General features: G+C 72.7%; 19 protein-coding genes, 1 tRNA gene and 1 pseudogene. 11 read left to right on the top strand and 10 right to left on the bottom strand.

Annotation, left to right across the window (positions count from 1 at the left end; genetic code table 11):
• Positions 1–5 precede the first annotated feature (5 nt).
• The 9 genes and pseudogenes from V3T34_RS10610 (at position 6) to V3T34_RS10645 (ending at position 9,715) form a co-directional block, all read left to right on the top strand.
• Entirely contained in the window at positions 6–1,361 is a 1,356-nt protein-coding gene (locus V3T34_RS10610; RefSeq protein ID WP_305076745.1) for an NAD(P)/FAD-dependent oxidoreductase, read from the top strand.
• Positions 1,362–1,545: 184 nt separating this feature from the next.
• Positions 1,546–2,628 carry a M20/M25/M40 family metallo-hydrolase gene (locus V3T34_RS10615; RefSeq protein WP_305076744.1) on the top strand — a complete coding sequence of 361 codons (1,083 nt, stop codon included), beginning with the start codon at positions 1,546–1,548 and terminating at the stop codon, positions 2,626–2,628.
• An 801-nt stretch (positions 2,629–3,429) separates the two neighbouring features.
• Positions 3,430–5,265 carry a ParB/RepB/Spo0J family partition protein gene (locus tag V3T34_RS10620; protein ID WP_305076743.1) on the top strand — a complete coding sequence of 612 codons (1,836 nt, stop codon included), beginning with the start codon at positions 3,430–3,432 and terminating at the stop codon, positions 5,263–5,265.
• On the top strand, positions 5,187–5,753 hold the full coding sequence (locus V3T34_RS10625; RefSeq protein ID WP_305076742.1) for a hypothetical protein: 567 nt from the start codon (positions 5,187–5,189) through the stop codon (positions 5,751–5,753). The genes V3T34_RS10620 and V3T34_RS10625 overlap by 79 nt, the downstream gene beginning before the upstream one ends.
• A gap of 94 nt (positions 5,754–5,847) precedes the next feature.
• Entirely contained in the window at positions 5,848–7,707 is a 1,860-nt protein-coding gene (locus tag V3T34_RS10630; protein ID WP_305076741.1) for a GAF domain-containing protein, read from the top strand.
• A gap of 610 nt (positions 7,708–8,317) precedes the next feature.
• Positions 8,318–8,500, top strand: a complete 183-nt coding sequence (locus V3T34_RS10635) for a hypothetical protein (RefSeq protein WP_048434678.1) — start codon at positions 8,318–8,320, stop codon at positions 8,498–8,500.
• The gene (locus tag V3T34_RS10640) at positions 8,493–8,864 is read left to right on the top strand and encodes a hypothetical protein (RefSeq protein WP_305076740.1); all 372 of its coding nucleotides are present in this window, start codon (positions 8,493–8,495) and stop codon (positions 8,862–8,864) included. The genes V3T34_RS10635 and V3T34_RS10640 overlap by 8 nt, the downstream gene beginning before the upstream one ends.
• A gap of 125 nt (positions 8,865–8,989) precedes the next feature.
• Positions 8,990–9,172: pseudogene (locus V3T34_RS28565) on the top strand (HIRAN domain-containing protein); the annotation flags it as partial.
• The gene (locus tag V3T34_RS10645; RefSeq protein ID WP_331369159.1) at positions 9,173–9,715 is read left to right on the top strand and encodes a hypothetical protein; all 543 of its coding nucleotides are present in this window, start codon (positions 9,173–9,175) and stop codon (positions 9,713–9,715) included.
• A 12-nt stretch (positions 9,716–9,727) separates the two neighbouring features.
• Here the strand turns inward: V3T34_RS10645 and V3T34_RS10650 are convergent, their stop codons facing one another.
• Positions 9,728–11,305, bottom strand: a complete 1,578-nt coding sequence (locus tag V3T34_RS10650) for an integrase family protein (RefSeq protein ID WP_305076739.1) — start codon at positions 11,303–11,305, stop codon at positions 9,728–9,730.
• A 218-nt stretch (positions 11,306–11,523) separates the two neighbouring features.
• Here V3T34_RS10650 and V3T34_RS10655 point away from each other — a divergent pair.
• A tRNA-Arg gene (locus V3T34_RS10655) sits at positions 11,524–11,600 on the top strand.
• Positions 11,601–11,900: 300 nt separating this feature from the next.
• Here V3T34_RS10655 and V3T34_RS10660 read toward each other — a convergent pair.
• The 7 genes from V3T34_RS10660 to nikA form a co-directional block, all read right to left on the bottom strand.
• Complete coding sequence (locus V3T34_RS10660; protein ID WP_089504140.1) at positions 11,901–12,059, bottom strand: DUF3309 domain-containing protein; 159 nt, start codon at positions 12,057–12,059, stop codon at positions 11,901–11,903.
• A 376-nt stretch (positions 12,060–12,435) separates the two neighbouring features.
• On the bottom strand, positions 12,436–12,897 hold the full coding sequence (gene nikR, locus V3T34_RS10665) for a nickel-responsive transcriptional regulator NikR (RefSeq protein WP_091888230.1): 462 nt from the start codon (positions 12,895–12,897) through the stop codon (positions 12,436–12,438).
• The gene (locus tag V3T34_RS10670; protein WP_305076738.1) at positions 12,897–13,676 is read right to left on the bottom strand and encodes an ATP-binding cassette domain-containing protein; all 780 of its coding nucleotides are present in this window, start codon (positions 13,674–13,676) and stop codon (positions 12,897–12,899) included. Before V3T34_RS10670 ends, nikR begins: the two co-directional genes overlap by 1 nt.
• Positions 13,673–14,491, bottom strand: a complete 819-nt coding sequence (locus V3T34_RS10675; protein ID WP_305076737.1) for an ATP-binding cassette domain-containing protein — start codon at positions 14,489–14,491, stop codon at positions 13,673–13,675. The genes V3T34_RS10670 and V3T34_RS10675 overlap by 4 nt, the downstream gene beginning before the upstream one ends.
• Positions 14,488–15,360 carry a nickel ABC transporter permease subunit NikC gene (gene nikC / locus V3T34_RS10680; protein WP_407942692.1) on the bottom strand — a complete coding sequence of 291 codons (873 nt, stop codon included), beginning with the start codon at positions 15,358–15,360 and terminating at the stop codon, positions 14,488–14,490. The genes V3T34_RS10675 and nikC overlap by 4 nt, the downstream gene beginning before the upstream one ends.
• Positions 15,318–16,259 (bottom strand): nickel ABC transporter permease subunit NikB, encoded by a 942-nt coding sequence (gene nikB / locus V3T34_RS10685; RefSeq protein ID WP_305076735.1) that lies wholly within the window; start codon positions 16,257–16,259, stop codon positions 15,318–15,320. The genes nikC and nikB overlap by 43 nt, the downstream gene beginning before the upstream one ends.
• The gene (gene nikA / locus V3T34_RS10690) at positions 16,259–17,845 is read right to left on the bottom strand and encodes a nickel ABC transporter substrate-binding protein (RefSeq protein ID WP_305076734.1); all 1,587 of its coding nucleotides are present in this window, start codon (positions 17,843–17,845) and stop codon (positions 16,259–16,261) included. Before nikA ends, nikB begins: the two co-directional genes overlap by 1 nt.
• A gap of 183 nt (positions 17,846–18,028) precedes the next feature.
• On the opposite strand from nikA, the gene V3T34_RS10695 reads away from it, so the two are divergent.
• A complete protein-coding gene (locus tag V3T34_RS10695; protein ID WP_305076733.1) occupies positions 18,029–18,985 on the top strand; it encodes a ketopantoate reductase family protein in 957 nt (318 codons plus the stop codon).
• Here V3T34_RS10695 and V3T34_RS10700 read toward each other — a convergent pair whose 3' ends face one another.
• Together V3T34_RS10700 and V3T34_RS10710 are read right to left on the bottom strand one after the other, a co-directional pair.
• Positions 18,986–19,915, bottom strand: a complete 930-nt coding sequence (locus V3T34_RS10700; protein WP_331369160.1) for a ribokinase — start codon at positions 19,913–19,915, stop codon at positions 18,986–18,988.
• A 625-nt stretch (positions 19,916–20,540) separates the two neighbouring features.
• Positions 20,541–22,208 carry a Na/Pi cotransporter family protein gene (locus V3T34_RS10710; RefSeq protein ID WP_305076731.1) on the bottom strand — a complete coding sequence of 556 codons (1,668 nt, stop codon included), beginning with the start codon at positions 22,206–22,208 and terminating at the stop codon, positions 20,541–20,543.
• Positions 22,209–22,333 lie beyond the last annotated feature (125 nt).

The following is a 22,333-nucleotide window of genomic DNA, read 5'->3' on the forward strand; positions in this document are numbered from 1 at the left end:
GCGTGATGGCCGAGCCCTGGCGCGTGGTGATCATCGGTGGCGGCTTCGCGGGCCTGGAGGCCGCGAAGGCGCTCGGGCGCGCGCCGGTCGAGGTCACCCTGATCGACCGGCAGAACCACCACTGCTTTCAGCCCCTGCTCTACCAGGTGGCCACCGCCGCGCTGAACCCGGCCGACGTCGCCTGGCCGATCCGCGGCATCCTCTCGCGCCAGAAGAACACGCGCGTTCTGATGGCCCAGGTGAACGCGATCGACGCGGACCAGCGGCTCGTCCACACGACCGGCGGCGACTTCGCCTACGATCAGCTTGTTGTCGCTACAGGCGCGACCCACGCCTACTTCGGCCATGAGGAGTGGGCGCCGCACGCGCCGGGGCTGAAGCGCATCGAGGATGCGACCGAGATCCGCCGCCGCATCCTGATCGCCTTCGAGCGTGCCGAGCTCGCGTCCGAGCCGGCCGAGCGCGAGGCTCTGACCACCTTCGTCGTGGTCGGGGGCGGTCCCACCGGGGTCGAGATGGCCGGCGCCATCGCCGACGTGGCGCGCGAGGCCCTGCCGCCCGACTTCCGCACCATCGATCCGCGCCAGGCGCGCGTGCTCCTCGTCGAGGCCGGCCCGCGGCTGCTCGCGGCCTTTCCCGAGCCCTTGAGCGCCTATGCCCGGCGCACCCTGGAGCGTCGGGGGGTGGAGGTGATCACGGGCACGCCGGTCACCGCCATCGGCCGGGGCCACGCGATCGTGGGCGAGCGCCGGATCGATGCGGGCGCCATCGTGTGGGCGGCCGGCGTGGCGGCCTCGGCGGCCGCGGACTGGCTCGGCGCGGAGCGCGACCGCGCCGGTCGGGTCAAGGTGGCCCCGGACCTGACGCTTCCGGGCCGGCCGGAGATCTTCGTCATCGGCGACACGGCCTCGGCCGCCATGCCGGACGGCAGGCCGGTGCCGGGGCTTGCTCCCGCCGCCAAGCAGATGGGCCGCTACGTCGGTGAGCTCATCGCCGCCCGCGCCAGGGGACGGCCGCTCCCCGGTCCGTTCCAGTACCGGCACCAGGGCGACCTTGCCACGATCGGGCGGCGGGCGGCGGTGGTGAAGCTCGACCGCCTGACCCTCACCGGGTTCACGGCCTGGCTCTTCTGGAGCGTGGCCCACGTCTACTTCCTGATCGGGCTCCGCAGCCGGATCGCGGTCGCGTTCAGCTGGGTGTGGGAGTACGCGACCTTCGGCCGGCGCGCGCGCCTGATCACCGAGCCCGCGAACGCCGGTCCCGCCGAGGCGCCGCCGGGAGGGCCGTCGCTCCTGCCCTCCGCCGCCCAGCCGGCGGCCGGGGCGGGGGTCGCCCCGTCGAAGGGCCGCGTCTGGGGTTAGCTCGACGGCTGGGCTCACCCTCGCTGTGGGGCGCGCTCAACACGCACCTGCAGGCGAGAGTTCGAGCTGTTCTCGGCGAAAAACCGGGTCGACCAGGGCACCGGTCGAGGTCTGGTCCGTTGTCGTGCCCGTTGCGGCACCTCTCCCCGCGGCTCGATGCGGTACGAACGGAGGAGTGAGCGCGATGCGCCCTGAGACGCTGGACTTCATGAGATCGCTGGCCAACGCGCCCTCGCCCAGCGGCTTCGAGCAGCCGGCCGCAGAGGTCTACCGCCGCTACACGGAGCGCTACGCCGACCTGGTCAGGACGGACGTCGCCGGCAACGTCGCCGCGGTGCTGAACCCGGAGGCGGAAGCCAGGATCATGCTGGCCGGGCACATCGACGAGATCGGGTTCCTGGTCCACCACATACGCGAGGACGGCCTGCTGCACTTCAGCGGCATCGGCGGGCATGACGACGTCACCCCGGTCGGGCAGCGGGTCTGGGTGCATGGGCGGCAGCGCTTGCCCGGCGTAGTCGGCAGCCGGGCCTTCCACCTTCTGAGCCCTGACGAGAAGACGAAGCGGCCGGAGATCAAGAAGCTCTGGATCGACATCGGGGCGAGGTCGAGGGCAGAGGCCGAGGAGGTGGTCCGGCTCGGGGACCCGGTCACCTTCCAGCAGGAGTTCCAGCCGCTCATGGGGGAGCGCGCCGCCGCGCGCGGGTTCGACAACACGGCCGGCGCCGTGATCATCGCGGAGGCGATGCGGCTGCTGCACGACGAGGGCGGCCTGCATCCCGAGATGGGCCTGTACGCGGTCGCCACCGTCCAGGAGGAGATCGGGTCGCGCGGCGCCCAGACCGCGACGGAGGCCATCGGGCCGGTCACGGGTCTCGTCGTCGACATGGACCACGCAACCGATCTGCCGCGGCTCGACGAAACCCAGCTCGGGCAACTCGAACTCGGGCGCGGGCCGACGATCGCCCGCGGCGCGAACGTGAACCCGGTCGTCTTCGACCTCCTGACCTCGGCGGCGCGCGAGGAGGGCATCCCCTATCAGGTGAGCGTCTTCGCGGGCATCACGCCCACGGACGCGAACGCCGTGCAGGTCGGCCGCGCCGGCGTCGCCACCGGGCTGGTCGGCGTGGCGCTTCGCTACATGCACACGCCCTCCGAGACCTTGAGCCTCGCCGACGTCGAGGCCTGCGCCCGCTTGGTCGCGGCGTATTGCCGGCGGGTCGGGCCGGACACGGACTTCACGCCGCGCCTCGCGAACGGCTCGTGAGACCGGCGGTGAGGCGTGGCGCACAGGTCCCTTCACGTCACGCCAGGGCCGGGAGGGGCAGTACCTCCGTGCTCCCTCCCGGCCCTCACCACTATGCGCGAGGCGTGGTCGACCCAGTAATGCTGCATGGGCCGGAACGTTCCTGTTTCGTATGCTGCCGGACGGTGTGCCGGGACCGGGCGGCTTCGCAGGGTGCATGAGCAATTGTGAATGTCCGCGTGGCTTGCGGGTGCTCTCTCCCAGGTATGGCAACGATGCCTTCTCCGCCCCTGATGCAGTGCCTCAGCCCCGCGGAACTCCGGGTGGTCGAGAGCGCTTACCGAACCGCCCTGAACGCGGTCGATGAGAGCACCACGGCCGCCTTCTCGCCGCTGGAACTGCGCCGAGTGCTCGCCCGCAGCGTCATCGAGCCTGCGCTGGGTGGCGAGCGTGATCCGAGCAGGATGTGCGAGGCTGCGCTGCGTCGTCTTCGGGGGTTGAGGAGCGGATAGCGGCTTCCCGCCCAGCGTGGTGGCCAGCATGGCGGGGCATCTGCTTGGCAGCGCCTCGGCGCAGCGGTGGATCGGTCGCACCGCCGGCGGGTCCATGATCGGCGCCGAGGTGGTGATCGCCTCGCCGCAGCACACCAGGCTTGACCAGCCGTCCCGCTTCCCACTCGGCGCCCAAGACGCGTGAGGGCCGCGAGCAGGCGCGTCGGTCCGACCGGTGCCCTGACGAGAGGAGGAGGGCTGGGAGGAGCTTTGTGACGAGTGTTGGGGTGAGAGAAAGGCTCTCGCCCGCCCGTCGCGGAGACCCGCCGACATGGCGACCTTGCCGAAGATCACGCTCACCAGCGCGCGCGACATCCCCTTCAACAAGCTGGTGCTGTCCCAGAAGAACGTCCGCCGCATCCAGAACGGCCAAAGCATCGAGGACCTCGCTGAGGACATCGCCCGCCGCGGCCTGATCCAGTCCCTCCACGTCCGGCCCCTGCTCGACGGCGAGGGGGCGGAGACCGGCATGTTCGAGGTGCCCGCCGGCGGCCGCCGCTACCGGGCGCTTCAGCATCTCGTGAAAACCAAGCGGTTCGCCAAAACCGGCGCCGTGCCCTGCATCGTGCGGGAGGCCGACAGCCCGATCTCGGCCGAGGAGGACTCGCTCGCCGAGAACACCATGCGCGAGGCCCTGCACCCGCTCGATCAGTTTCGGGCCTTCAAGGCCCTGATCGACACCGGGCTCGGCGAGGAGGAGATCGCAGCCCGGTTCTTCGTCACGCCCGCGGTGGTCAAACAGCGGCTCCGGCTGGTGACAGTCTCCCCGAAGCTCCTGGAGGTGTACGCCGAGGGCGGGATGACGCTCGAGCAGCTCATGGCGTTCTCGGTCTCGCCCGACCACGCCCACCAGGAGCAGGTCTGGGCCGCGCCGAGCAACGGCTGGAACAAGGAGCCTCACTCCATCCGCCGCCAGCTCACCGAAGGGCACGTCGAGATCCGGCGCGACCGCCGGGCCCTGTTTGTGGGCGTAGAGGCCTACGAGGCGGCCGGGGGCGAGGTGCTGCGCGACCTGTTCAGCCAGGATGGTGATGGCTGGATGAAGGATGTGCCGCTCCTGAGCCGCCTCGCGCAGGAGAAGTTGCAGGCAATCACGGCCGAGGTGCTGGCCGAGGGCTGGCGGTGGGTCGAGGCGGCCGAGAGCTTCCCCTACAACCACACCTACCACCTGCGCCGGCTAGAGCCGGCCGAGGTGGCGGTGATCGAGGACGCCCAGGGCGCCTTCGCCGCCCTGCAGGAGGAGTACGAGCGCCTCGAACAGGAGTACCAGGACGTCGAGGAGTTGCCCGAGGAGGTGGATGCGCGGCTCGGCGAACTCGAGCAGGCGATCGAGACCTTCGAGGGCAGGCAAGCGCGCTACAGCGCCGAGCAGATGGCCTACGCCGGCGCCTTCGTGAGCATCGGCTACGACGGCAAGCCCGCCATCGACCGGGGCTGGGTGCGCCGGCAGGACGAGCCGAGAGCGGCCGAGCCCGCCGTCGCCGAGGGCGGTGGGACCGACGTCACGCCCGGGCAGACGCGCGCCGGGACCATCCAGCGCGCCACCTTCACGGTCGGCGGCGCGGCGGTGGGCGGCGCTGACGTCCAAACTCCCCAGGGGGCGGAGCCCGAGGACGAGGACGGCGAGCGTCCCTTGAGCGCGCGCCTGATCGCAGAGCTGACCACCCAGCGCACGGTCGCCCTGCGTGAGGCGCTCAGCAACGACCCGGACGCGGCCTTCCTGGCCGTGCTCCACGCGCTCGCGCTCGGCGCGTTCTATCGCGGCATGGCCGCCTACGCGGCCGGTTACAGCGCCCATGGTCGCGGGGCGGAGAGCTGCCTGGAAATCCAGTTCCGCTCGACGGAGCCCGGCCGGGACGTCCCGAACCTGGCCGAGGCGCCGGGAGCCATCGCCCTGGAGCGTCGGCGGCGCGAGTGGCAGGAGCGCCTGCCCAAGGAGGGTGTGCGCCTCTGGGACGCCCTGCTGGGCCTCGACCCCGACTCGCGGGCGGACCTGTTCGCCCTGTGCGCCGGCCTGAGCCTAAACCGATGCAGCAGCCCCATGACGGGCGGGCCGGGGCCATCGCCCATGCGGACCGGGTGGCGGAACTCGTCGGGCTCGACATGACCGAGCACTGGCAGCCGACCAAGGAAACCTTCTTCGGGCACGTCACGAAGGGGCGCATCCTGGCCGCCGTGCGCGAGGCCAAGGGCGAGGCGGCCGCGCAACTTATCGATCACCTGAAGCGGTCCGAAATGGCCGAGGAAGCCACGCGACTGGTCGAGGGCACCGGCTGGCTCCCGCAGCCGCTGCGCACGCCGGGCCTGGAGCGCAGCAATCCGGCACCCACCCAGCCCGAGCCGGCGCCCGCCGCCTTGGAACCGGAGGAGGAGGCGCTTCCGGCCTTCCTGGCGGACGAGGGCGAAGTGCCGGCCGCCGTTGCCGGCCCCGAGCCGGGCGAGGAGCCCCAGGTCGGCATGGACGAGGATCGGAGCTGGGACATCGACGCCTTCGAAGGCGATCCGGAGAGCCTGGAGCCCGACGCCGAGGCCCGGGCGCTGGCTGACGCGGAGCGCCGCGACGACGAGGGCTACTACGGCATCGCCGCCGAGTAGGCCTCAACGGGACCGCCTCCGGGCGGTCCCACCCCCATCAGCATCGCACATCACGAGCCGAGCCCGCCTTGACGAGCGGGCTGCGCGCCGGAGGATGCGTGCGAGCGAGGAGCGCAACGCCTTCCTGGTTCGCTTCTCGGACGCGGTGCGCGGCCTGTCCGACCCGGCCCTGGTGGCGGAGGAGACCTGCCGCATCCTCACCGAGCAACTCGGCACCGAGCGCACGCTCTGGGCCGTGATGGATTGGGAGGCTCGGGAGTACGTTTCAGATTGGGTCTTCTACGCGGACGGCACGACGGCCGAACCGTCGCGCTGGCCGTTCGACGAGCGCGAGCCGTTCGCCGCGGAACACCTGGCGGGCCGGCCGGTGGTTTACGAGGATGTCGTGCTCGACCCGCGCATCCCCGACCCGGTCAAGGCGGCGATGGTCGAGCGAGGCCTCCTGGCCGGGATCGCGGTTCCGGTGCTGGTGGGCGGCCGACTGGTCGCAATCCTCAACACCAGCCAGGGGATCGCGCCCCGTCGCTGGACCGCCGAGGAGGTCGCCTTCGTCGAAGCGCTCGCCAAACGCGCCTGGTCGGAGATCGAGCGGACCCGCATCGAAGCGGGGCTGCGGGAGAGCGAACAGAAATACCGAACCTTGTTCGAGTCGATCGACGAAGGCTTCTGCCTGCTCGAATATGTCGACGATCCCCAGCGCTCGTTGGACTACCGTTTCGTGGAAGTGAACGCAGCGTTCGAGAAACAGACCGGGCTGACCGGTGTCGTCGGCAAGCTCAGAAGCGAGGTGAGCCCGAACACCGAGGATTACTGGATCGGAACCTATGCCGAAGTGGCCCGAACCGGCGTGGCACGGCGCGTCGAAAGCCACCATGAAGAAACCGGCAGGTGGTACGACGTCTTCATCTCGCGCGTTGGCGGGGAAGGCAGCCGGCAGATCTGCCTCGTCTTCAACGACACGACCGAACGCAAACGCGCTGAGGAGGTGCTGCGCGAACGCGAAGAGCGCCAAGGGTTCCTGCTTGAGCTGGGGGACGCCATGCGGTCCCAGACGAGCGCCGAGGGCGTGGTCGAAACTGCTGCCCGGCTCCTGGGACTCAGGCTCAACGCCTCACGCGTCGCCTTTGGGGAATTCGACGACGAACACGACCTGGTCCACATTCGCCGGAGTTGGACTGCGGATGGTGCCGAGACGCATCCTGCCATCCTACGGCAGTCCGATTTCGTCGGACCACTTTTGGATGACCTGCGGGCGGGCAGGACGGTCCGCTTCGACACGCTTGGACCACGCCCACGCTTTCAGCCTGAGCGACTGGCGCAGGGCCTCCAGGTCGCCCCTCCTCGCGTCCCCGTTGAGCTCCGCGTCGAGGGCCTCAGCCTGCCTGCGGCGCTGTTCCTCCAGGGCGAGCCGGCCGTCGTCCTCGGCGAGGGAGGCCTCGGCCGCGGCGATGGCGTCGACCGCTACCGCGTCGCCCTGCGCCGGGTCTTCCCAGCACACGAGCTGGACCGCGCCCCCGCTCCGCTCGACCGTCCCCCAGGAATAGCCCGCATCGTAGAGCGGCGCCTTCGCCAGCCGGAAGGCACGGGAATACCGCGTCGAGTCTCCCTCACCGAGCCAGAGGACGCGCGGGCCTCGGCCGGTGCGCACGTCACGAAGGCGGCGCCACGTGAGGCCGAGCGCCGAGAGGGGGATGGCCGCCCCGAGGGGCGTGGGGACCGGAGCGGCCGGCTCCGAGGCGCCCCGGGACGCGGCGACGGCGGCCGCCAGGATCGGGAGGACGACCCCGGCGGCAGTGAGGATGAGGAGAGCGAGGGAGAGCACGGCAGCGGTCTTTCACGGGTTGGCAACGAGGGTAAAGTGCCCCCCCCGAAGACAGGATTCGCAAGATGTTGTCGAGCTCCAAAATGCTTTGAAAGTCGGTGGATCGGAGCCTCCTTCGATGACATAAATTGAACGGTGTTCAATTTAACCAAGCGGCTCTTGCGCGCATCGTCGTGGTGCTTACCATCGTTGGCAATGCGGGTCGTAATAGGGCGAGCTGCGGCTTTCTACTGAGGGAATGATAACTTCGATGGGACCCAGGTTAACGCGCGACGAGGTCCTCGACCTCCTGCGTGCCCGCGTGGAGGCCGCCGGTTCGGCCAGCGCGGCCGCCCGTTCGCTGGGCGTCAGCCCGGCATACCTCATTGACGTGCGCGCCAAGCGGCGCCCCCCGGGCGCGCGGCTCCTCGCCGGCCTCGGGCTTGAGCAGGCCATCGTCCCCGTGGAGGGCGCGGGCCGTGTCGCGTAACCCCTTCCTCGACGACCCGGACATCCGGGACCTGCCCGATTTCCTCAGGCATCTCATCGCCGACGAGCGCCTGGCGCAGTCCCCGTCCTTCAACCGCTCTGCTCCCCGCGCCCCGGTCGAACCCCTTCCGCCCGAGGTGCCCCCGGCCGCGCCCGTCGACGCGCGCCCCGTCGCGCAGGTTCGCACCGTCCCGGCGGCGGCGCCGAAGCTCCCGCCGCGGCCGCCCCGCCGCATGCCGTCAGCCGATCCCCGACAGTCGCAGGGGAGGCTTCTGTGAGCGACGGCGTCTACAGCATCGACGCTGCCATCCACGCGTCGCCGTCGCCGGCTTTGGTCGCGCAGATCGTCGATTCGCACGGCGCCGAGGCCGCCCAGGAGAGGTGGCATTGGCTCGACGCCTGGGCGCACGAACGTCCGCTGCCCGAGCTGTCACCGCGAGAGGCTCGCCGTGGCTGACGTCCTCGCTCGCCTCGCCAACCGGGCGCCCTCGAACACCGAGCGGCTCCCGGGCCAACTCGATTTGGAGGATGCCATTGCCGAGAAGGTCGCTGCCGAGGCGGCAGGCGCAGCCCGCCTCGCCATTGGCGCGAACGGCGGCCCCCGCCTCGACGAGCGCGACATCGATGTCGTCGCCCGCATCGCACGCGCTCAATACGGAGAACTATGGATCGGCAAAATCGGCGTCGAGATCGGCGTGGATCACCGTCAAATTCGCCGCTGGCTCGCGGGGAAAGGCACGCCGCCCCCCACGGTTCTGTCCTGCGTCCGGCTGCAGGCTCGTAGCCACGCAGCCCGCATCCTGCGCTCGCTTGAGGAGTAGGCAATGACCGATTCCCCCTTCGAGCCCCCGGCGGTCGTCCGCCTGGAGGGCGTCGACGCCGCCGTCGAGGCCCCTCGCATCCGGGCCGGCGAGCCCTGGGCCGGCACGGAGATCGCCGGCTTGCAATACTACGACTACGACCAGACCGGCCTGGACGGCGAGCCGGTCCGCCCCGTGCCGGGGACCGCCTCGTCCTCGTCCGGGCGCCCGACAACGAGTACGACCCGCGGGCCGTCGAGGTCTGGTGGCGGAACGACATCCGCCTCGGGCACCTGCCCCGGGGCGTCGCCCGGGAAGTCGCCCCGCAGATGGATGCGGGCGTGCCCCTGCGGGCCTACGTCGCTGATGCCGGTGACGGTTCGGCCTGGTCGGCCCGGGCGCTTCTCGTCGGCCCCGCCGTCGCCGAACTGCACGGGAAGCTGATCAAGCACGCGGTCGCGCAGGCGCTGGAAGAGTGGCGCTGGTCGGAGAAGCTTGCCGAGATGCGCCGCGAGGGCGACAGCCGCGCCCGGGCCGCGCGGTTCGAAGAGCGCCTGAAGCGGGCCAGGGCCGCCCGGCTCGCGCAGGCCGTCAACACCTTCGTCGCGCAGCTTCCGCCAGAGCCCATCGACGAGGCGCGTCTGCCCGAGGCCGGACGGTGCATCGAGCTCTTCGACATCGCCCATGCGGTCGGTTGCTCGCGTTCGACCGCACGGCGCCTCGCCGAGCGGGCCGGCGCCCGCGTCGAGGTCTCGATGCGGGGCTGGTACGCGGCAAGCTCGACGGTCGTCGTCACAGACGAGCTCCGGGCGGTCCTGGCCGAATGGGCCGCCCGGCCGCGCCGGCGCGTCACCGTGGCCGAGCTCGTCTAGGGACCGGCGGACTCAGGCGGGGTTCGTCGCCCCGGCTGGCCGACGTCGCTGGCGCCACGTGCGCCCCTCGGCGTACGCCTTGGCCGCCGCCTTCCGACGGCGCTCACCTTCCGCCTCCAGGTCGGTGACGCCGCGCTGGCGAAGGTTCTCGGCCACGATCTGCTCCTTCAGCGTGATGCTGTCCGGGAGCTCTACCTTGAGCCGCTCGGCCCACACCGCTTTCTGCCACGCCTCCAGGGCCGGCGCCTTCAGGGCGAGCATCTGGTCGAGCGTGTAGCGGCGCGTCATCGCGTTCCCGTCGGACACTTCCAGCAAGTCCGAGTTCGCGTGGTCGAGGACCATGCCGACGACGGGCGTCGCCACGCCGAGATCGCGCTGGCACACGGTCGCGAAGGCCCTCCGGACGTCGTGGGGCGAGGCCTCGATGCCCGGCATCGCGGCGACGGCGTGCGTCAGGGTATGCGGCGACAGGTGGGTGACCGGGTCGCCGAGCCGCCGCGGTCTCGCTGCCGGGTACATCCATTCCGACCGCGCCACGCCCCGCTCATCCGCCTCCCGGCGCGAGAACGCGAGGTACGTGTCGATCCTCCGCCAGACGTGCGGCGGGAGCGGCAGGGCATGGGACCCGTGGCGCGGGTCGTCCTCCGTCGGCGCGCCCTGGCCGATTTTCCGGTGGCCCTGCCACCAGATGCCCCAGCCCTCACGCTCGGCCCAGGGCTCGAATTCGTCGATCCTGGCCTTGACGACGCTTAAGCGCCTCTGCGCGGTATAGATGAGGAGCTCGATGGCGCCGCCGACGGACGTCGAGAGGACGCCGTGCTGGGCGACGGCCAGCATGTAGGCGACGGCGGGCAGGCGCGGGTACCGCCGCTTCGGCTTGCTTCCGGACTTCGGCGCCCGCAGCCCCGCCATGGCGTTCGGGTCGGCGCCGGCTAGGTGTTTCCGGCCGGCGTCGCCCATCCACGGCCAGAACCGCTTCGAGACGCGGACGACGTCCCGGGCGGTCGACCGCTTGCCTTGCTCGACCAGCGTCTCGACGACGGCCGCGACGTCCGCCGCGGTGATGCGCGAGACGATGCTGGCGTCGAGCGTCCGCATGGCCGGCCCGCCCATCACCCCCAGGTAGTTCCGAACCGTCGCGTCCCGGAGGAGCCCCGCCTCGACCTCGCGCCGCATCCAGGCGCCCCAGGCCTGCCGCGCCTCGCCGAACGTCCACGTCGCCGGGCCCTTGTCGCGCGGCATGAAGGTCGGGACCTCGACCTCGCCCTTCGACGCGAGGGCGGCGCGCTTGAGCGTGATCCACTCTTCCGCCGGGACGCCTTGTCCGGCCTCGACATGGTCCCGGACGGCCCCGGCGACCGAGCGAGCCTGCGCCAGGGTCCATTCCCGGGCATCGCCGAGGCGCACGCGCAGCGGCTTGTCGGCGTGCCGGAACCGGATCGACCAGACCGCCGCCGTCGGCGTCAGGCGCAGCGTCAGCCCCGGGCATCCCCCGTCGGCGACGTCCCGGGGCGCGGCGCCAGTCTCGCGCGCCTCCCGGATCAGGCTCTCGATGCCCTTGGCGGTGAGGGTCTCGGCTTTCCTTGGCATGTCGTGCTCCGCTGGGACGGAAGCTCTAGCGCGTAGCAAACCCGTAGCAAATCGGCGTCTCGCTACCCGTCCCCCGCAGCGATTGCGGAGGCCCGGCCAGGTTCGCCCTCGCGTCCCTCGGAAGGGGCCGGAAACGGGCCTTCGCAGAGGGGAAACGCCTTTCAGGTGAGGTTCTTGTGGACGGGCGGCGGGCGGGCTGATACGACGGAAATCGGTCAGGCCCCGTAGCTCAGCTGGATAGAGCAGCCGCCTTCTAAGCGGCAGGTCGCAGGTTCGAGCCCTGCCGGGGTCGCCACTGAAATGCATTGCATGCCAATGAGTTGGCGTCTTTCAAGTATATGCAGACCCGCCCGCCGGAGCAGCGGAGCGGGAACGACAGACGCCGAAAGCTACCGATCGGTGCGAAAGATCCCGACCGACCTCCCGAAGGGTGTTCTGCGGACGGTCTTTCCTGTGCTGCCAACCGGACAGGCGGCGAATGCAAGCCGATCGCCTCACCAACATATCCCGGAACCGTACATCTGGTCCCTGAGGTCCATGCCGACCGGGATCACCCGCCGAGGGTCGAGCCGCGGCGGGTGGTCAACAGGAGACGTCAGATGGTCAGCCGGCCGGTGAGCAGGAGCACGATCAGGATGATGAGGAGGATGCCGCCGATGCCGAGGCCGCCCGTACGGTAGCGGCCGCCACCGTAGAAGCTGCCGCCGCCGCCAAAGAGCAGGATGAGCAGGATGAGGACGATCAGAAGCGTCATGGGCAGCAGTCCTTAAAGCCAAGCTGGCTGGCATGAGGAATGCCGGCCGCGCATTTTCGTTCCTTCAGGGCGTAGCGTCCTGCGGCGATGTCGCTTCGCGATGGTGGCTTCGGCGTTTCTCGATCGACCGCGGTGGAGCGGCGCGGATCGTCGCGTCTCAGCCGTGTTCCGCGCAGCGGCCCGACCCCATCGGACTTGGCCGAGGCGCAGATTTCCAGCCGGTCCGAGTTCCGCGTACGTGGCATGCCAGCGGGCTCAATCGAGGTCGGCTTCCGCATCCGATACGGGCCGGAGCCCCGGCCATCTCCTCATCGAGGCGAGCGCCGAGCCGGTTCGATTGGTCCGTTCGCCTCCGCCCCTGGCCCGGCGAAAGGGCTCACGTCCGGATGTGCTCGTGCGGATGCGGCTCCGGGCCGTGGCCGTGGTCGTCGAGCTCGATCCGGGCGGGGATCAGCGAGAGGCTGTCGTGGCGGATGCCGCGCTGGGTCGCGACCTCGTCGGCGAAGGCCAGGATGTCGCGGGCGCGGCCGCGCAGCATCAGCGTGTGCAGGCTGGCGTCGTGGTCGAGGGGGGCCTGGACCTGGGCGATCACCAGGTCATGGCGGCGCTGCTGAATCTCGGCGAGGCGCTGGCCGAGGTCGCGCACCCCCGCCTCGGCGACGAAGCCGAAGGTCGCCACGCAAGAGAGGTCGGGATCGAGCTGCCGGCGCGCCTCGGCGAGGCCGCGCCGCAGGAGGTCGCGCATCGCCTCCGAGCGGCCGGCATAGCCGCGCAGCGTCGCGATCCGGTCGACCTCCGCCACGAGGCCGGGATCGAGGGTGACGGTGATCCTCTGCATCAGCGCGCCTCCGCGGGCTCGGCCGGCAGGACCGCGTCGAGAAGTTCGCGCGCCGCCGGATGGGTGAGCGACAGGACCGGCCGGCAGGGCGAGGCATCGACGATCCGCCCGTCACCCAGAACCACGATGCGGTCGGCGAAGCGGCGCGCCAGCCGCACGTCGTGGGTGACGAGCAGGAAGGCCGTGCCGTGCCGGCGGCGCAGGGCCGCGAGCTGGTCGAGGATCTCGACCTGGCGCGGCGCGTCGAGGTTCGAGACCGCCTCGTCGAGGACGACGAGGGCCGGCCGCGTGGCGAGCGCCCGGGCGAGGCCGACCCGCTGCACCTGCCCGCCGGAGAGCTGTCCCGGGAGCCTCAGGGCCACGGCGGGGTCGAGGCCGACCGTCGCCAGCACCTCCTCGACCCGCACCTGCCGCTCGGGGACCGACAGGCCGGTCAGGTGGCGTAGCGGCTCGGCGACGATCCGCCCGACCGCGTGGCGCGGGTTGACCGCCGAGAGCGGGTCCTGAAGCACCATCTGGATCGCGGCCCGGAAGGCCCGCCACCCGGCGCGGTCGAGGCGGGACAGGGGCGTGCCGCGAAACAGCACCTCGCCGGCCTCCGCCGGCTCGAGCCCGAGGAGCAGGCGGGCGAGCGTGCTCTTGCCCGAACCGCTGCGGCCGATCAGGGCGACGCACTCGCCCTCCCCCAGCGCCAGCTCGATGCCCGCGAGCACCGGGCGGCGGGCGCCGGGCCCCGGATAGGAGTGGCCGAGCCCGCGGGCGGCGAGCAGGGCCGTCATGCCGGTTCCCCGTGCAGGGCCCGGTGGGCGGCAAGCAGCGCCCGCGTCGCCGGCGCGGCCGGCGCTGCGAAGAGCCGCGGGGCGGGACCGGCCTCGACGATCCGCCCGGCCTCCATCACCGCCATCCGGTCGGCGAGGCGGGCGACGACGCCGAGGTCGTGGGTGACGATCAGGAGCCCGAGGCCGCGGGCCCGCACCAGCCCGGCGAGGAGGTCGAGGATGCGCTTCTGGGCGACGAGGTCGAGGTCGGTGGTCGGCTCGTCGGCGACGAGGAACGGCGCGCGGGACATCAGCGCCAGCGCGATCATCGCCCGCTGCAGCATCCCGCCCGACATCTGGAACGGGTAGAGGCCCGGCATGCGGGACTCGTCGCCGAGCCCGACCGCCGCGAAGGCCTCCAGCATCGCCGTCCGGGCGGCGGCCCCGCGGATTCCCGCCACCGCCAGGGTCTCTGCCGCATGGTCGGCGAGGGTGCGCAGCGGGTTGAAGGCGGTGCGCGGCGCCTGCAGCACGGTCGCGACCGCGCGGCCGCGCAACGCCGCCGGCTCCGCCGCGACGCCGTCGAGGAGGATCCGCCCGCCGCCCTGCCGGGTGCCCGGCGGCAGCACGCCGAGGAGGGCCGCGCAGGCGAGCGACTTGCCCGAGCCGCTGGCGCCGACGAGGGCCAGGACCTCGCCGGTGACGAGATCGAGGCTGGCCTCGCGCACCAGCGGCACCGCCTCGCGGCCGGCCTGGGTCTCTTGCCGGGTCTCGCGCCGGGTCTCGCGCCAAGTCTCGACCGACAGGCCCTCGGCCCGGAGCGTGCGGGCGCTCACAGGCCCCGCTCCGCGGTCAGCGCCGGGTCGAGCCGGTCGCGGAGCGCGTCGCCCAGCCGGTTGAAGGCCAGCACCGCGAGCGCGATGGCGAGGCCCGGCCAGACGACGAGGAGCGGCCGGGTCCAGAAGAAGGCGCGGGCGTCGTTGATCATCACGCCCCATTCCGGCGTCGGCGGCTGCACCCCGAGCCCGAGGAAGGACAGGCCGGCGACGTGGAGCGCCATGTGGCCGATATCGAGGGTGGCGAGCGCGGCGAGCGGCGGCACCACGCCGGGCAGGATGTGCTCGGAGAAGATCGCCCGTCGCGGCGCCCCGGCGATCCGCGCGGCCAGCACGTAGTCGCGGGTCTTCAGCTCCAGGACCAGGCCGCGCACGATCCGCGCGTACCAGGCCCAGTGCGACAGCGCGATCGCCGCCACCACGTTGGCGAGCCCGGTGCCGAGCGCCCCGATCATGAACAGGGCCAGCACGAAGGTCGGCACGGTGAGGAAGACGTCGCAGAGCCGCATCAGGGCCGTGTCGATCCGGCCGCCGAGCATGCCGGCGAGCCCCCCGACCGCGAGGCCGAGGGCGGCGACGATGGTGAGCACCGCCAGCACCGCGCCCAGCGTCGTGCGCGCCCCGGCGACGAGGCGCGAGAGGATGTCGCGGCCGAGATGGTCGGTGCCGAGGGGATGGAGGAGGCTCGCGGGCGCGAAGCGGTGGGCGAGGTCGACCGCCAGGGGGTCGTGCGGCGCCAGCATCGGCCCGAGCAGCGCCAGGAGCAGGAAGACCGCCGCGAGGAGGCCCGCGAGAACGACCGGGGGAGAGGCGGGCACGGCGGGTCTCACGCGGCCTCCCGCCCATGGCGCAGGCGCGGGTCGAGCCAGGCGTAGGCCAGGTCGACCGCGAGGTTGCACAGCACGAACACCAGCGTCATCACCAGGGTGAAGCACTGGATCACCGGATATTCGCGGTCGTAGATCGCCGAGACCGCGTAGCGGCCGACGCCCGGCCAGGAAAAGATCGTCTCGACCACGAGCGCCCCGCCCAGGAGTTCGCCGACATGCATGCCGGTGGCGGTGACGACCGGCACCAGCGCGTTGCGGAAGACGTGCCGGCGGGCCACCGTGCCCTCGGAGAGGCCGCGCAGGCGGGCGTAGAGGACGTGGCGCCCGCGGCCCGCCTCCAGCATGCTCGCCCGCAGGAGTCGGGCATTCACCGAGAGCGACATCAGGCAGATGGCGAGCGCCGGCATCACCAGGTGGGCGGCCCCGCCGCGGCCCATCGCCGGCAGCCAGCCGAGCGTGACCGAGAAGGCGACGACGAGCAGGAAGGCGACCCAGAAGTTCGGCAGCGAGACGCCCAGCACCGCGATCCCCCGCACCAGCCGGTCCTGCCAGCCGTCGCGATGCGCCGCCGCCCAGGCGCCGAGCGGCAGGCTGAGCGCGAGGCTGACGGCGAGCGCCGTGCCGGCGAGCTCGAGCGTCGCCGGCAGGTAGCTGAGGAGCTCCGGCAGCACCGGCCGGCGGGTGGCGTAGGAGAGGCCGAAATCGCCCTGGAGCGCCCGCCACAGCCAGTCGAGGTACTGGACCGGGAAGGGGCGATCGAGGCCGAGCATCGACCGGGCATCGGCGAGCGCCGCGTCGGTGGGCGGCACCTGCGACAGGCGCAGGTAGTCGAGCGCCGGGTCGCCCGGCCCGACCCGCAGCATCACGAAGACGAGGAGCGAGACGCCGAGCAGCATCGGCGGGATCAGGGCGAGGCGGGCGAGGACGAAGCGCAGCATCAGCGGCCCGGTCCCGGGCGCATCGCCGCGAACGGGATCTCGTTGAGGGTGGCGCCGAAGCGCACGCCGGTCACGGTCGAGCGGTGGACCTCGATCGCCACCGCCGACGAGATCGGCAGGTAGACCGCCGCCTCGTGCAGGGCGGTGAGGACGCGGCCGGAGAGGCGGCGACGCTCCTGCGGGTCGGTGGCGGCGAGTGCCGCCGTGATGGTGGCGTCGATCGTCGGCTTGTCGGGCAGGCCATTCTGCGCCTGGTAGTCGGCGTGGGAGGGGGCGCGCATCGCGCTCAGGAAGGAGGCCGGATCGTAGGGCGGGCCCCAGGTCTCGCCGAAGATCAGGCCGAAGCGCCCGTCCTTCTGGCGGGCGAGGATCGCGCTCTCCTCCTCGCCGACGAGCCGCACCGCGATGCCGACCCGAGCGAGGTCGGCCTGGACCACCTCGGCGATGGCCTTCTGCTGGGCGTTGGTGCCGACGAAGGCGAGCTCGACCGCGAGCGGCCGGCCGTCCTTCGCCCGCGCGCCGTCGCGCCCCCGGATCCAGCCGGCCTCGTCGAGGAGCTCGTCCGCCGCCGCCCGGTCGAAGCCGTACGGGGTGAGGCCGGCATCGGCGTCGGGGACGTTGCGCCCGAACAGGAAGTCGGCCCGGGGTTCGAGGCCGTCGAGGACGGTGCGCACCAGGGTGTCCTTGTCGACCGCCCGGTTGATCGCGCGGCGAACGGCCAGGTCGTCGGTCGGAGCGCGCGCCGAGTTGAGCGCCAGAACTCGTGTGGCGAGCGGCGGCGAGAGCGCGGCCGAGAAGGCCGGCGCCTGGTCGCGCAGGCGCAGGAAGGCTTCCGAGGGAATCAGGCCGGCGGCACCAGCGATCAGGTCGATCTCGCCGGTCTGCAGGGCGATGGCCCGGGTGTTGGGGTCGGGGATCACCTTGACGACGAGGCGCGCGAAGCCGGGCTTCTCGCCCCAGTAGGCCGGGTTGGCGGCGAACGTGTCCGAGACGCCGAGCCGGGTCTCGACGAGCCGCCAGGGCCCGGTGCCGATCGGCGCCGCAATCCCGTCCGCCGTGGTGCCGCCCGCCTTCATGGCGGCCGGGGAGACGAAGCGGAACGGCCGCGGCAGCGAGAGTTCGTTCAGCGTCGGCGCGTGCGGGGCGTCGAGCACCAGGCGGAAGGCCAGCGGTCCGGTGACCTCGGTGCGGTCGATCCGTCGGACGAGGTCGAGCCAGGCGTGGCGGGCCCGGTTGGCGAGGATCGCGTCGAAATTCGCCTTCACGGCCGGCGCGTCGAAGGGCGTGCCGTCGCTGAAGGTCACGCCGGGGCGCAGGGTGAAATCGTAGGTCCTCCCGTCCGGCGAGACCGTCCAGGCGGTGGCGAGCCAGGGCTCGAGGGTGCCGTCGGCCCGGTACTTCACCAGCGGCTCGTAGACGCTCGCCTGGGCGAACATCTGGTTGGGCGCGTAGAGGTGGGGGTTCAGCGGCCCGACATTGCTCGGCCAGGCCGTGGCGAGCTGCTGGGCGCCGGCCGGGCCGGCATGCAGGGCGGCGAGGGCCAGCAGCACGGTACGGACCTGGATGAGGATCGCCGGCTTCGACATCGGGCCCCTGGTATGACGAACGCACCGAAACGTCCTACGCCCTGATACGGCGGCGGGCGCGAATGGCAAGGCCGTGCCCGTCCGCGCGGGCGGGTATCTCGGGGGCCGTCTGTCGTGCTCCAATGGGACGGGCGCGCCGGACCGGACGACGCCCCGAAGGACATCGACAGGGGAGGGGACGGCATGGCGAAGGTCGCGATCGTCGGGTGCGGCGCCATGGGCTCGGTCTACGCGGCGCTGATGGCCTCGGCGGGCCACGCGGTCCACGCGGTCACGCTCTGGGCCGACCACGCCGCGGCCATGCGCGCGCACGGCCTGCGGGTCGAGGGGGCGAGCGGGGACCGCACGGTGCGGCTCGCGAGCGCCGGCACGACGACCGAAGGGATCGGCCCGTGCGACCTCGTGATAGTCGCGACGAAGGCCTTCGACGTCGCGGCGGCGGCCGCGAGCGCCGCCCCCCTGATCGGCACCGGGACGGTGGTGCAGACGATCCAGAACGGGCTCGGCTCGCCGGAGGTCGCCGCCGCCGTCATCGACCCCGACCGGATCGCCGTCGGCGTGGTCGGGGGCTTCGGCGCCTCGATGCGCGGGCCGGGCCACGCGCACCACAACGGCCTCGAGATGATCCGCTTCGGCGCCCTTGCGGGACTCTCGCGGGAGCGCCTGGAGGCCTCGGCGGCGATCTGGCAATCGGCCGGGTTCACGGTCAGCCTGTTCGACGATCTCGGCCGGATGGTGTGGGAGAAGCTGATCATGAACGTCACCTTCTCGGGCACCACGACGCTGACGGGCCTCACCATCGGCGAGGTGATGGACGATCCCGACGCCTGGGAGGTGGCGCGGGCCTGCGCCGAGGAGGCGATCGCCGTGGCGGCCGCGATGGGCGTGGCGCTGCAGGTCGGCGACCCGATCGATCACATCCGCCGCCTCGGCGGCAAGATCCCGGCGGCCCGGCCCTCGATGCTGCTCGACCACCGGGCCGGGCGCCGCGGCGAGGTCGAGGCGATCAACGGGTCGATCCCCCGGCTCGGGCGCCGCTGCGGCGTGCCGACCCCGGTCAACGACACGGTGGTGGCGCTGATCAAGGCGCGGGAGACCGCTTTCCCGGTCCAGGCCGACCCCGCGCGGTGCCCGACCTGATCAGGTCCCGAGCGCCCGGTCGGTCTCCTCCCGCCAGGGCAGGCTCGCCTGGCTGCCCCGCCGCCCGCAGGCGAGGGCGGCCGCGACGCTCGCCCGCTCCATCGCGGCGCGGAGCGGCGTGCCGCGGTCGAGGGCCGCGGCGAGCACGCCGACGAAGCAATCTCCCGCCGCCGTGGTGTCGACCGGCTCGACCGCGCGGGCCGGGACGTGCCAGGCGCCGCTCTCCGTCGCTGCCTCCGAGCCGGCCTCCCCGAGGGTGCGAACCACGTCGATGCCGAGCGCGGCGTGGAGGGACGCGGCCTCCGGCGCGCAGCCGAGGCGCGCGGCGGTCGCCTCGGCCTCGTCCTCGTTGACGACGAGGAGGCCGGCGAGCCGCATCGTGTCGAGGTCGAGCGGCAGGGCCGGGGCGAGGTTGAGGATGCTGCGCAGGCCGAGCGCCCGGGCGCGGCGCAGCAAAGCCGTCGTCTCGGCCGGATCGACCTCCATCTGTAGGAGCAGCGACGTCGCCCGGGCGAGGTCGGCATCCGCGACCTGGTCGGCCCGCGTGTGCCCGTTGGCGCCGAGCGCCACCACGATCCGGTTGCGGCCCTGCGCGTCGATCCAGATCGAGGCGCAGCCCGTCGCCGCCGCGACCTCCCGGACCCGGGCGGTGTCGGCGCCGGCCTCGCGCAGGCCCGACAGGGCCACCTCGGCCAGGGCGTCGCTCCCGACCGCGCCGACCATCGCGACCGAGGCCCCGTCGCGCGCCGCCGCCACCGCCTGGTTCGCCCCCTTGCCGCCGGCCTGCACGGCGAGGTCGTCGGCCAGCAGGGTCTGGCCGGAGCGCGGGACCTCGGGCAGGCGGAAGATGAGGTCGGCGTTCAGGGAGCCGAAGCAGACGATCACGCAGATTCCCCCTCGGACGATCTTGTCGGACGACCTTGCCGGCATCGCGCCGTCCGGCCGGGCCCGGCGCCGCCGAGAAGTGCCGGCTCGGGGCGATCTCGGCGTCGGACCGGACATGGCCGAGCCGAGGCTCCCTGGTCAAGCGGAGGCCGGAGCCGCGCCGCCGGACGCGTGCATCGCACCGTCGATCCCCGCCAGCCGCAGGGTTGCCGGCCCTCGCCGCCGGGGCGCTATCGAGGCTGGCGGAACACCGCGCGTCGGCTCGGCCCTCCGCTCCCGAGGCCGCCCGAGATCCCTTCTCGCCATGCCCGCGCTTCCGCCCGCGCTCAACCTCCGCATCGACCTCGCTCCCGGGATCCGGATCGGGCCGGACAAGATCAACCTGCTCGAGGCGATCGCGGCACGGGGCTCGATCTCGGCGGCGGTCCGGGCGCTCGGGATGTCGTATGCCCGCGCGTGGCTGCTGGTCGACGAGCTGAACCGGGCCTTCGCCGAGCCGGTGGTTGCGGGCCAAGCCCGGGGGCGTCGGGGCGGCGGTGACGCCGCTCGGCGAGCGCTTGGTCGCCAGCTGCCGCGCCGTCGAGCGCGATGCGGCCGAGGCGGCGACGCGGCACCTGGCCCGGGGGCACTTGGCCGGGCTGGAGGGGGCGCTGGCGCCGCGCCGGGCCGGTCAGGGAGCTTCGAGGCGGCTGGCGCGCAGCGCCCCCCGGCTCTCCAGGATCGGGTAGGCGGCGCCGGCCACCAAGTGGTCGTTGACCCGCTTCAAGTCGCGCACGAGGTCGGGATAGAGGGCGCTCGCCTCGGCCGGCCCTGTCCCGGCGCTCCCGCCGGCCTCGCGCAGGCGGCGGAAATGCGCCTCGGTCGAGCGTGCCTCGAGGTCGCGGAACACCGCCTTCTCGTCGGCGAGCCGCCGGGCCGCGCGGGGATCCTCGGTCAGGAAGGCGGCGCCCGCCGCGCCGAGATTCGCCTGGAGCCGCGCCAGCAGCGCCTCCACCTCCGTCCTGCCCTCGGACGAGAAGGCGAGCCCGCGCTTCAGGCGCTTGGCGGCGTGGGTCATCACGTTGCGCGAGAGGATGTCGCCGGCATGCTCCAGATTGGTGGTGAAGGCGACGAGCGCCGCGATCCGCCGCTCGTCGTCCTCGCTCAGGGCCTCCGGGTCGAGGCGCACGAGGTAGGCCTTGATCGCGCCGTTGAGCCGGTCGAGGGTGTCGTCCATCCGGCGGATCTCCGTGACCTTGGCCCGGTCGCCGCCGGTCAGCGCCTCGCCGGCGCCGGCCATCATCTCGGCCAGCACGTCGGCCATGCGCAGGGCCTCGCGGCCGGCGGCGCCCAGCGCCACCGGCGGCGTCTCGAGGGCCGCCTCGTCGAGATGGATCGGCCGGCCCGGATCGTGCGCGTCGATCCGCTCCGGCACCAGCCGGCGCAGGAGGGCCGCGAAGGGTCCGAGCAGCGGCAGGAAGACCAGCGCCAGCGCGAGGTTGAAGGCGGTGTGGAAATCCGCCACCGCCCGCGACAGGTCGGGCTGCCAGGTCACCGCGAGCGGCCCGATCAGCCCGAGGCAGGGCAGGGCGACGGCGCAGCCGGCGGCCCGGGTGAGGAGGTTGCCGAGCGCCACCCGGCGCCCCGCCGCCTCGCCGTCCCGGGCCCCCTCCAGCACCGGGTTGAGGGCCGAGCCGAGATTGGCCCCGAGCACCAGCGCCATCCCGGCCTCGAAGGGCAGCACCCCGGCCTGGGTGAAGGACATCACCAGGAGCACGATCGCGACGCTCGAATGCGCCGCCCAGGTCAGCACCGTGCCGAGCATCAGGGCGATCAACCTGTCGGTCGCGACCGCGCCGAGCAGCACGCGCAGGGCCGGCACGTCCTCGTAGGGCGTGATCACCTCGACGAGGCGCGAGAGCGCCATCAGCATCAGCCCGAGCCCGATCGCCGCCCGGCCGAGGTCGCGGGTGCGCGGCTCGGAGCCGCGGCGAAACAGGATCACGCCGACCAGCACCAGGACCGGCGCCACCCGGGCGACGTCGAAGGACAGGACCTGCACGATGAGCGTGGTGCCGATATTGGCGCCGAGCATCACGGCCAGCGCCGGCACCACCGCCACCAGCCCGGCCCCGGCGAAGGAGGCCACCATCAGCCCGGTCGCGGTGCTGCTCTGGAGCAGCGCGGTGACGCCGAGACCCGCCGCCAGCGCCTTCACCCTGTTGCCGAGCGCCACCCCGAGCAGGCGCCGCAGGTGTGGGCCGAGCGCGCGCTGCACCCCGGTCTGCACCATGTGGATGCCCCAGAGCAGCAGCGCGACCGCGCCGCACAGGTCGAGCAGGGTCAGGGTGGTGTCCATCCGCGTCGGTCGTCCTCCGTCCGGGTCCAGGCTCTGACATAGGGCGCCGGAGCACCGGGGTTCCTGCCCCCGATGCAAGTCTGCTGCCTGCTCGTGTCTGCTGCCCGCTCACGTTGGCGGAGGAT

This window comes from Methylobacterium ajmalii (assembly GCF_036448855.1).
Lineage (GTDB): Bacteria > Pseudomonadota > Alphaproteobacteria > Rhizobiales > Beijerinckiaceae > Methylobacterium > Methylobacterium ajmalii.

Excerpts from the sequence above, each read along its gene's own strand:
- V3T34_RS10610 (WP_305076745.1), top strand. The coding sequence starts at position 6 with ATGGCCGAGCCCTGGCGCGTGGTGATCATCGGTGGCGGCTTCGCGGGC.
- nikB (WP_305076735.1), bottom strand. The coding sequence starts at position 16,259 with ATGCTGCGCTTCGTCCTCGCCCGCCTCGCCCTGATCCCGCCGATGCTG.
- V3T34_RS10625 (WP_305076742.1), top strand. The coding sequence starts at position 5,187 with ATGCAGCAGCCCCATGACGGGCGGGCCGGGGCCATCGCCCATGCGGAC.
- nikA (WP_305076734.1), bottom strand. The coding sequence starts at position 17,845 with ATGTCGAAGCCGGCGATCCTCATCCAGGTCCGTACCGTGCTGCTGGCC.
- V3T34_RS10620 (WP_305076743.1), top strand. The coding sequence starts at position 3,430 with ATGGCGACCTTGCCGAAGATCACGCTCACCAGCGCGCGCGACATCCCC.
- V3T34_RS10660 (WP_089504140.1), bottom strand. The coding sequence starts at position 12,059 with ATGACGCTTCTGATCGTCCTCATCCTGCTCATCCTGCTCTTTGGCGGC.
- nikR (WP_091888230.1), bottom strand. The coding sequence starts at position 12,897 with ATGCAGAGGATCACCGTCACCCTCGATCCCGGCCTCGTGGCGGAGGTC.
- V3T34_RS10695 (WP_305076733.1), top strand. The coding sequence starts at position 18,029 with ATGGCGAAGGTCGCGATCGTCGGGTGCGGCGCCATGGGCTCGGTCTAC.
- V3T34_RS10710 (WP_305076731.1), bottom strand. The coding sequence starts at position 22,208 with ATGGACACCACCCTGACCCTGCTCGACCTGTGCGGCGCGGTCGCGCTG.
- V3T34_RS10615 (WP_305076744.1), top strand. The coding sequence starts at position 1,546 with ATGCGCCCTGAGACGCTGGACTTCATGAGATCGCTGGCCAACGCGCCC.
- V3T34_RS10630 (WP_305076741.1), top strand. The coding sequence starts at position 5,848 with ATGCGTGCGAGCGAGGAGCGCAACGCCTTCCTGGTTCGCTTCTCGGAC.
- V3T34_RS10650 (WP_305076739.1), bottom strand. The coding sequence starts at position 11,305 with ATGCCAAGGAAAGCCGAGACCCTCACCGCCAAGGGCATCGAGAGCCTG.
- V3T34_RS10645 (WP_331369159.1), top strand. The coding sequence starts at position 9,173 with ATGGATGCGGGCGTGCCCCTGCGGGCCTACGTCGCTGATGCCGGTGAC.
- V3T34_RS10670 (WP_305076738.1), bottom strand. The coding sequence starts at position 13,676 with ATGACGGCCCTGCTCGCCGCCCGCGGGCTCGGCCACTCCTATCCGGGG.
- V3T34_RS10700 (WP_331369160.1), bottom strand. The coding sequence starts at position 19,915 with ATGCCGGCAAGGTCGTCCGACAAGATCGTCCGAGGGGGAATCTGCGTG.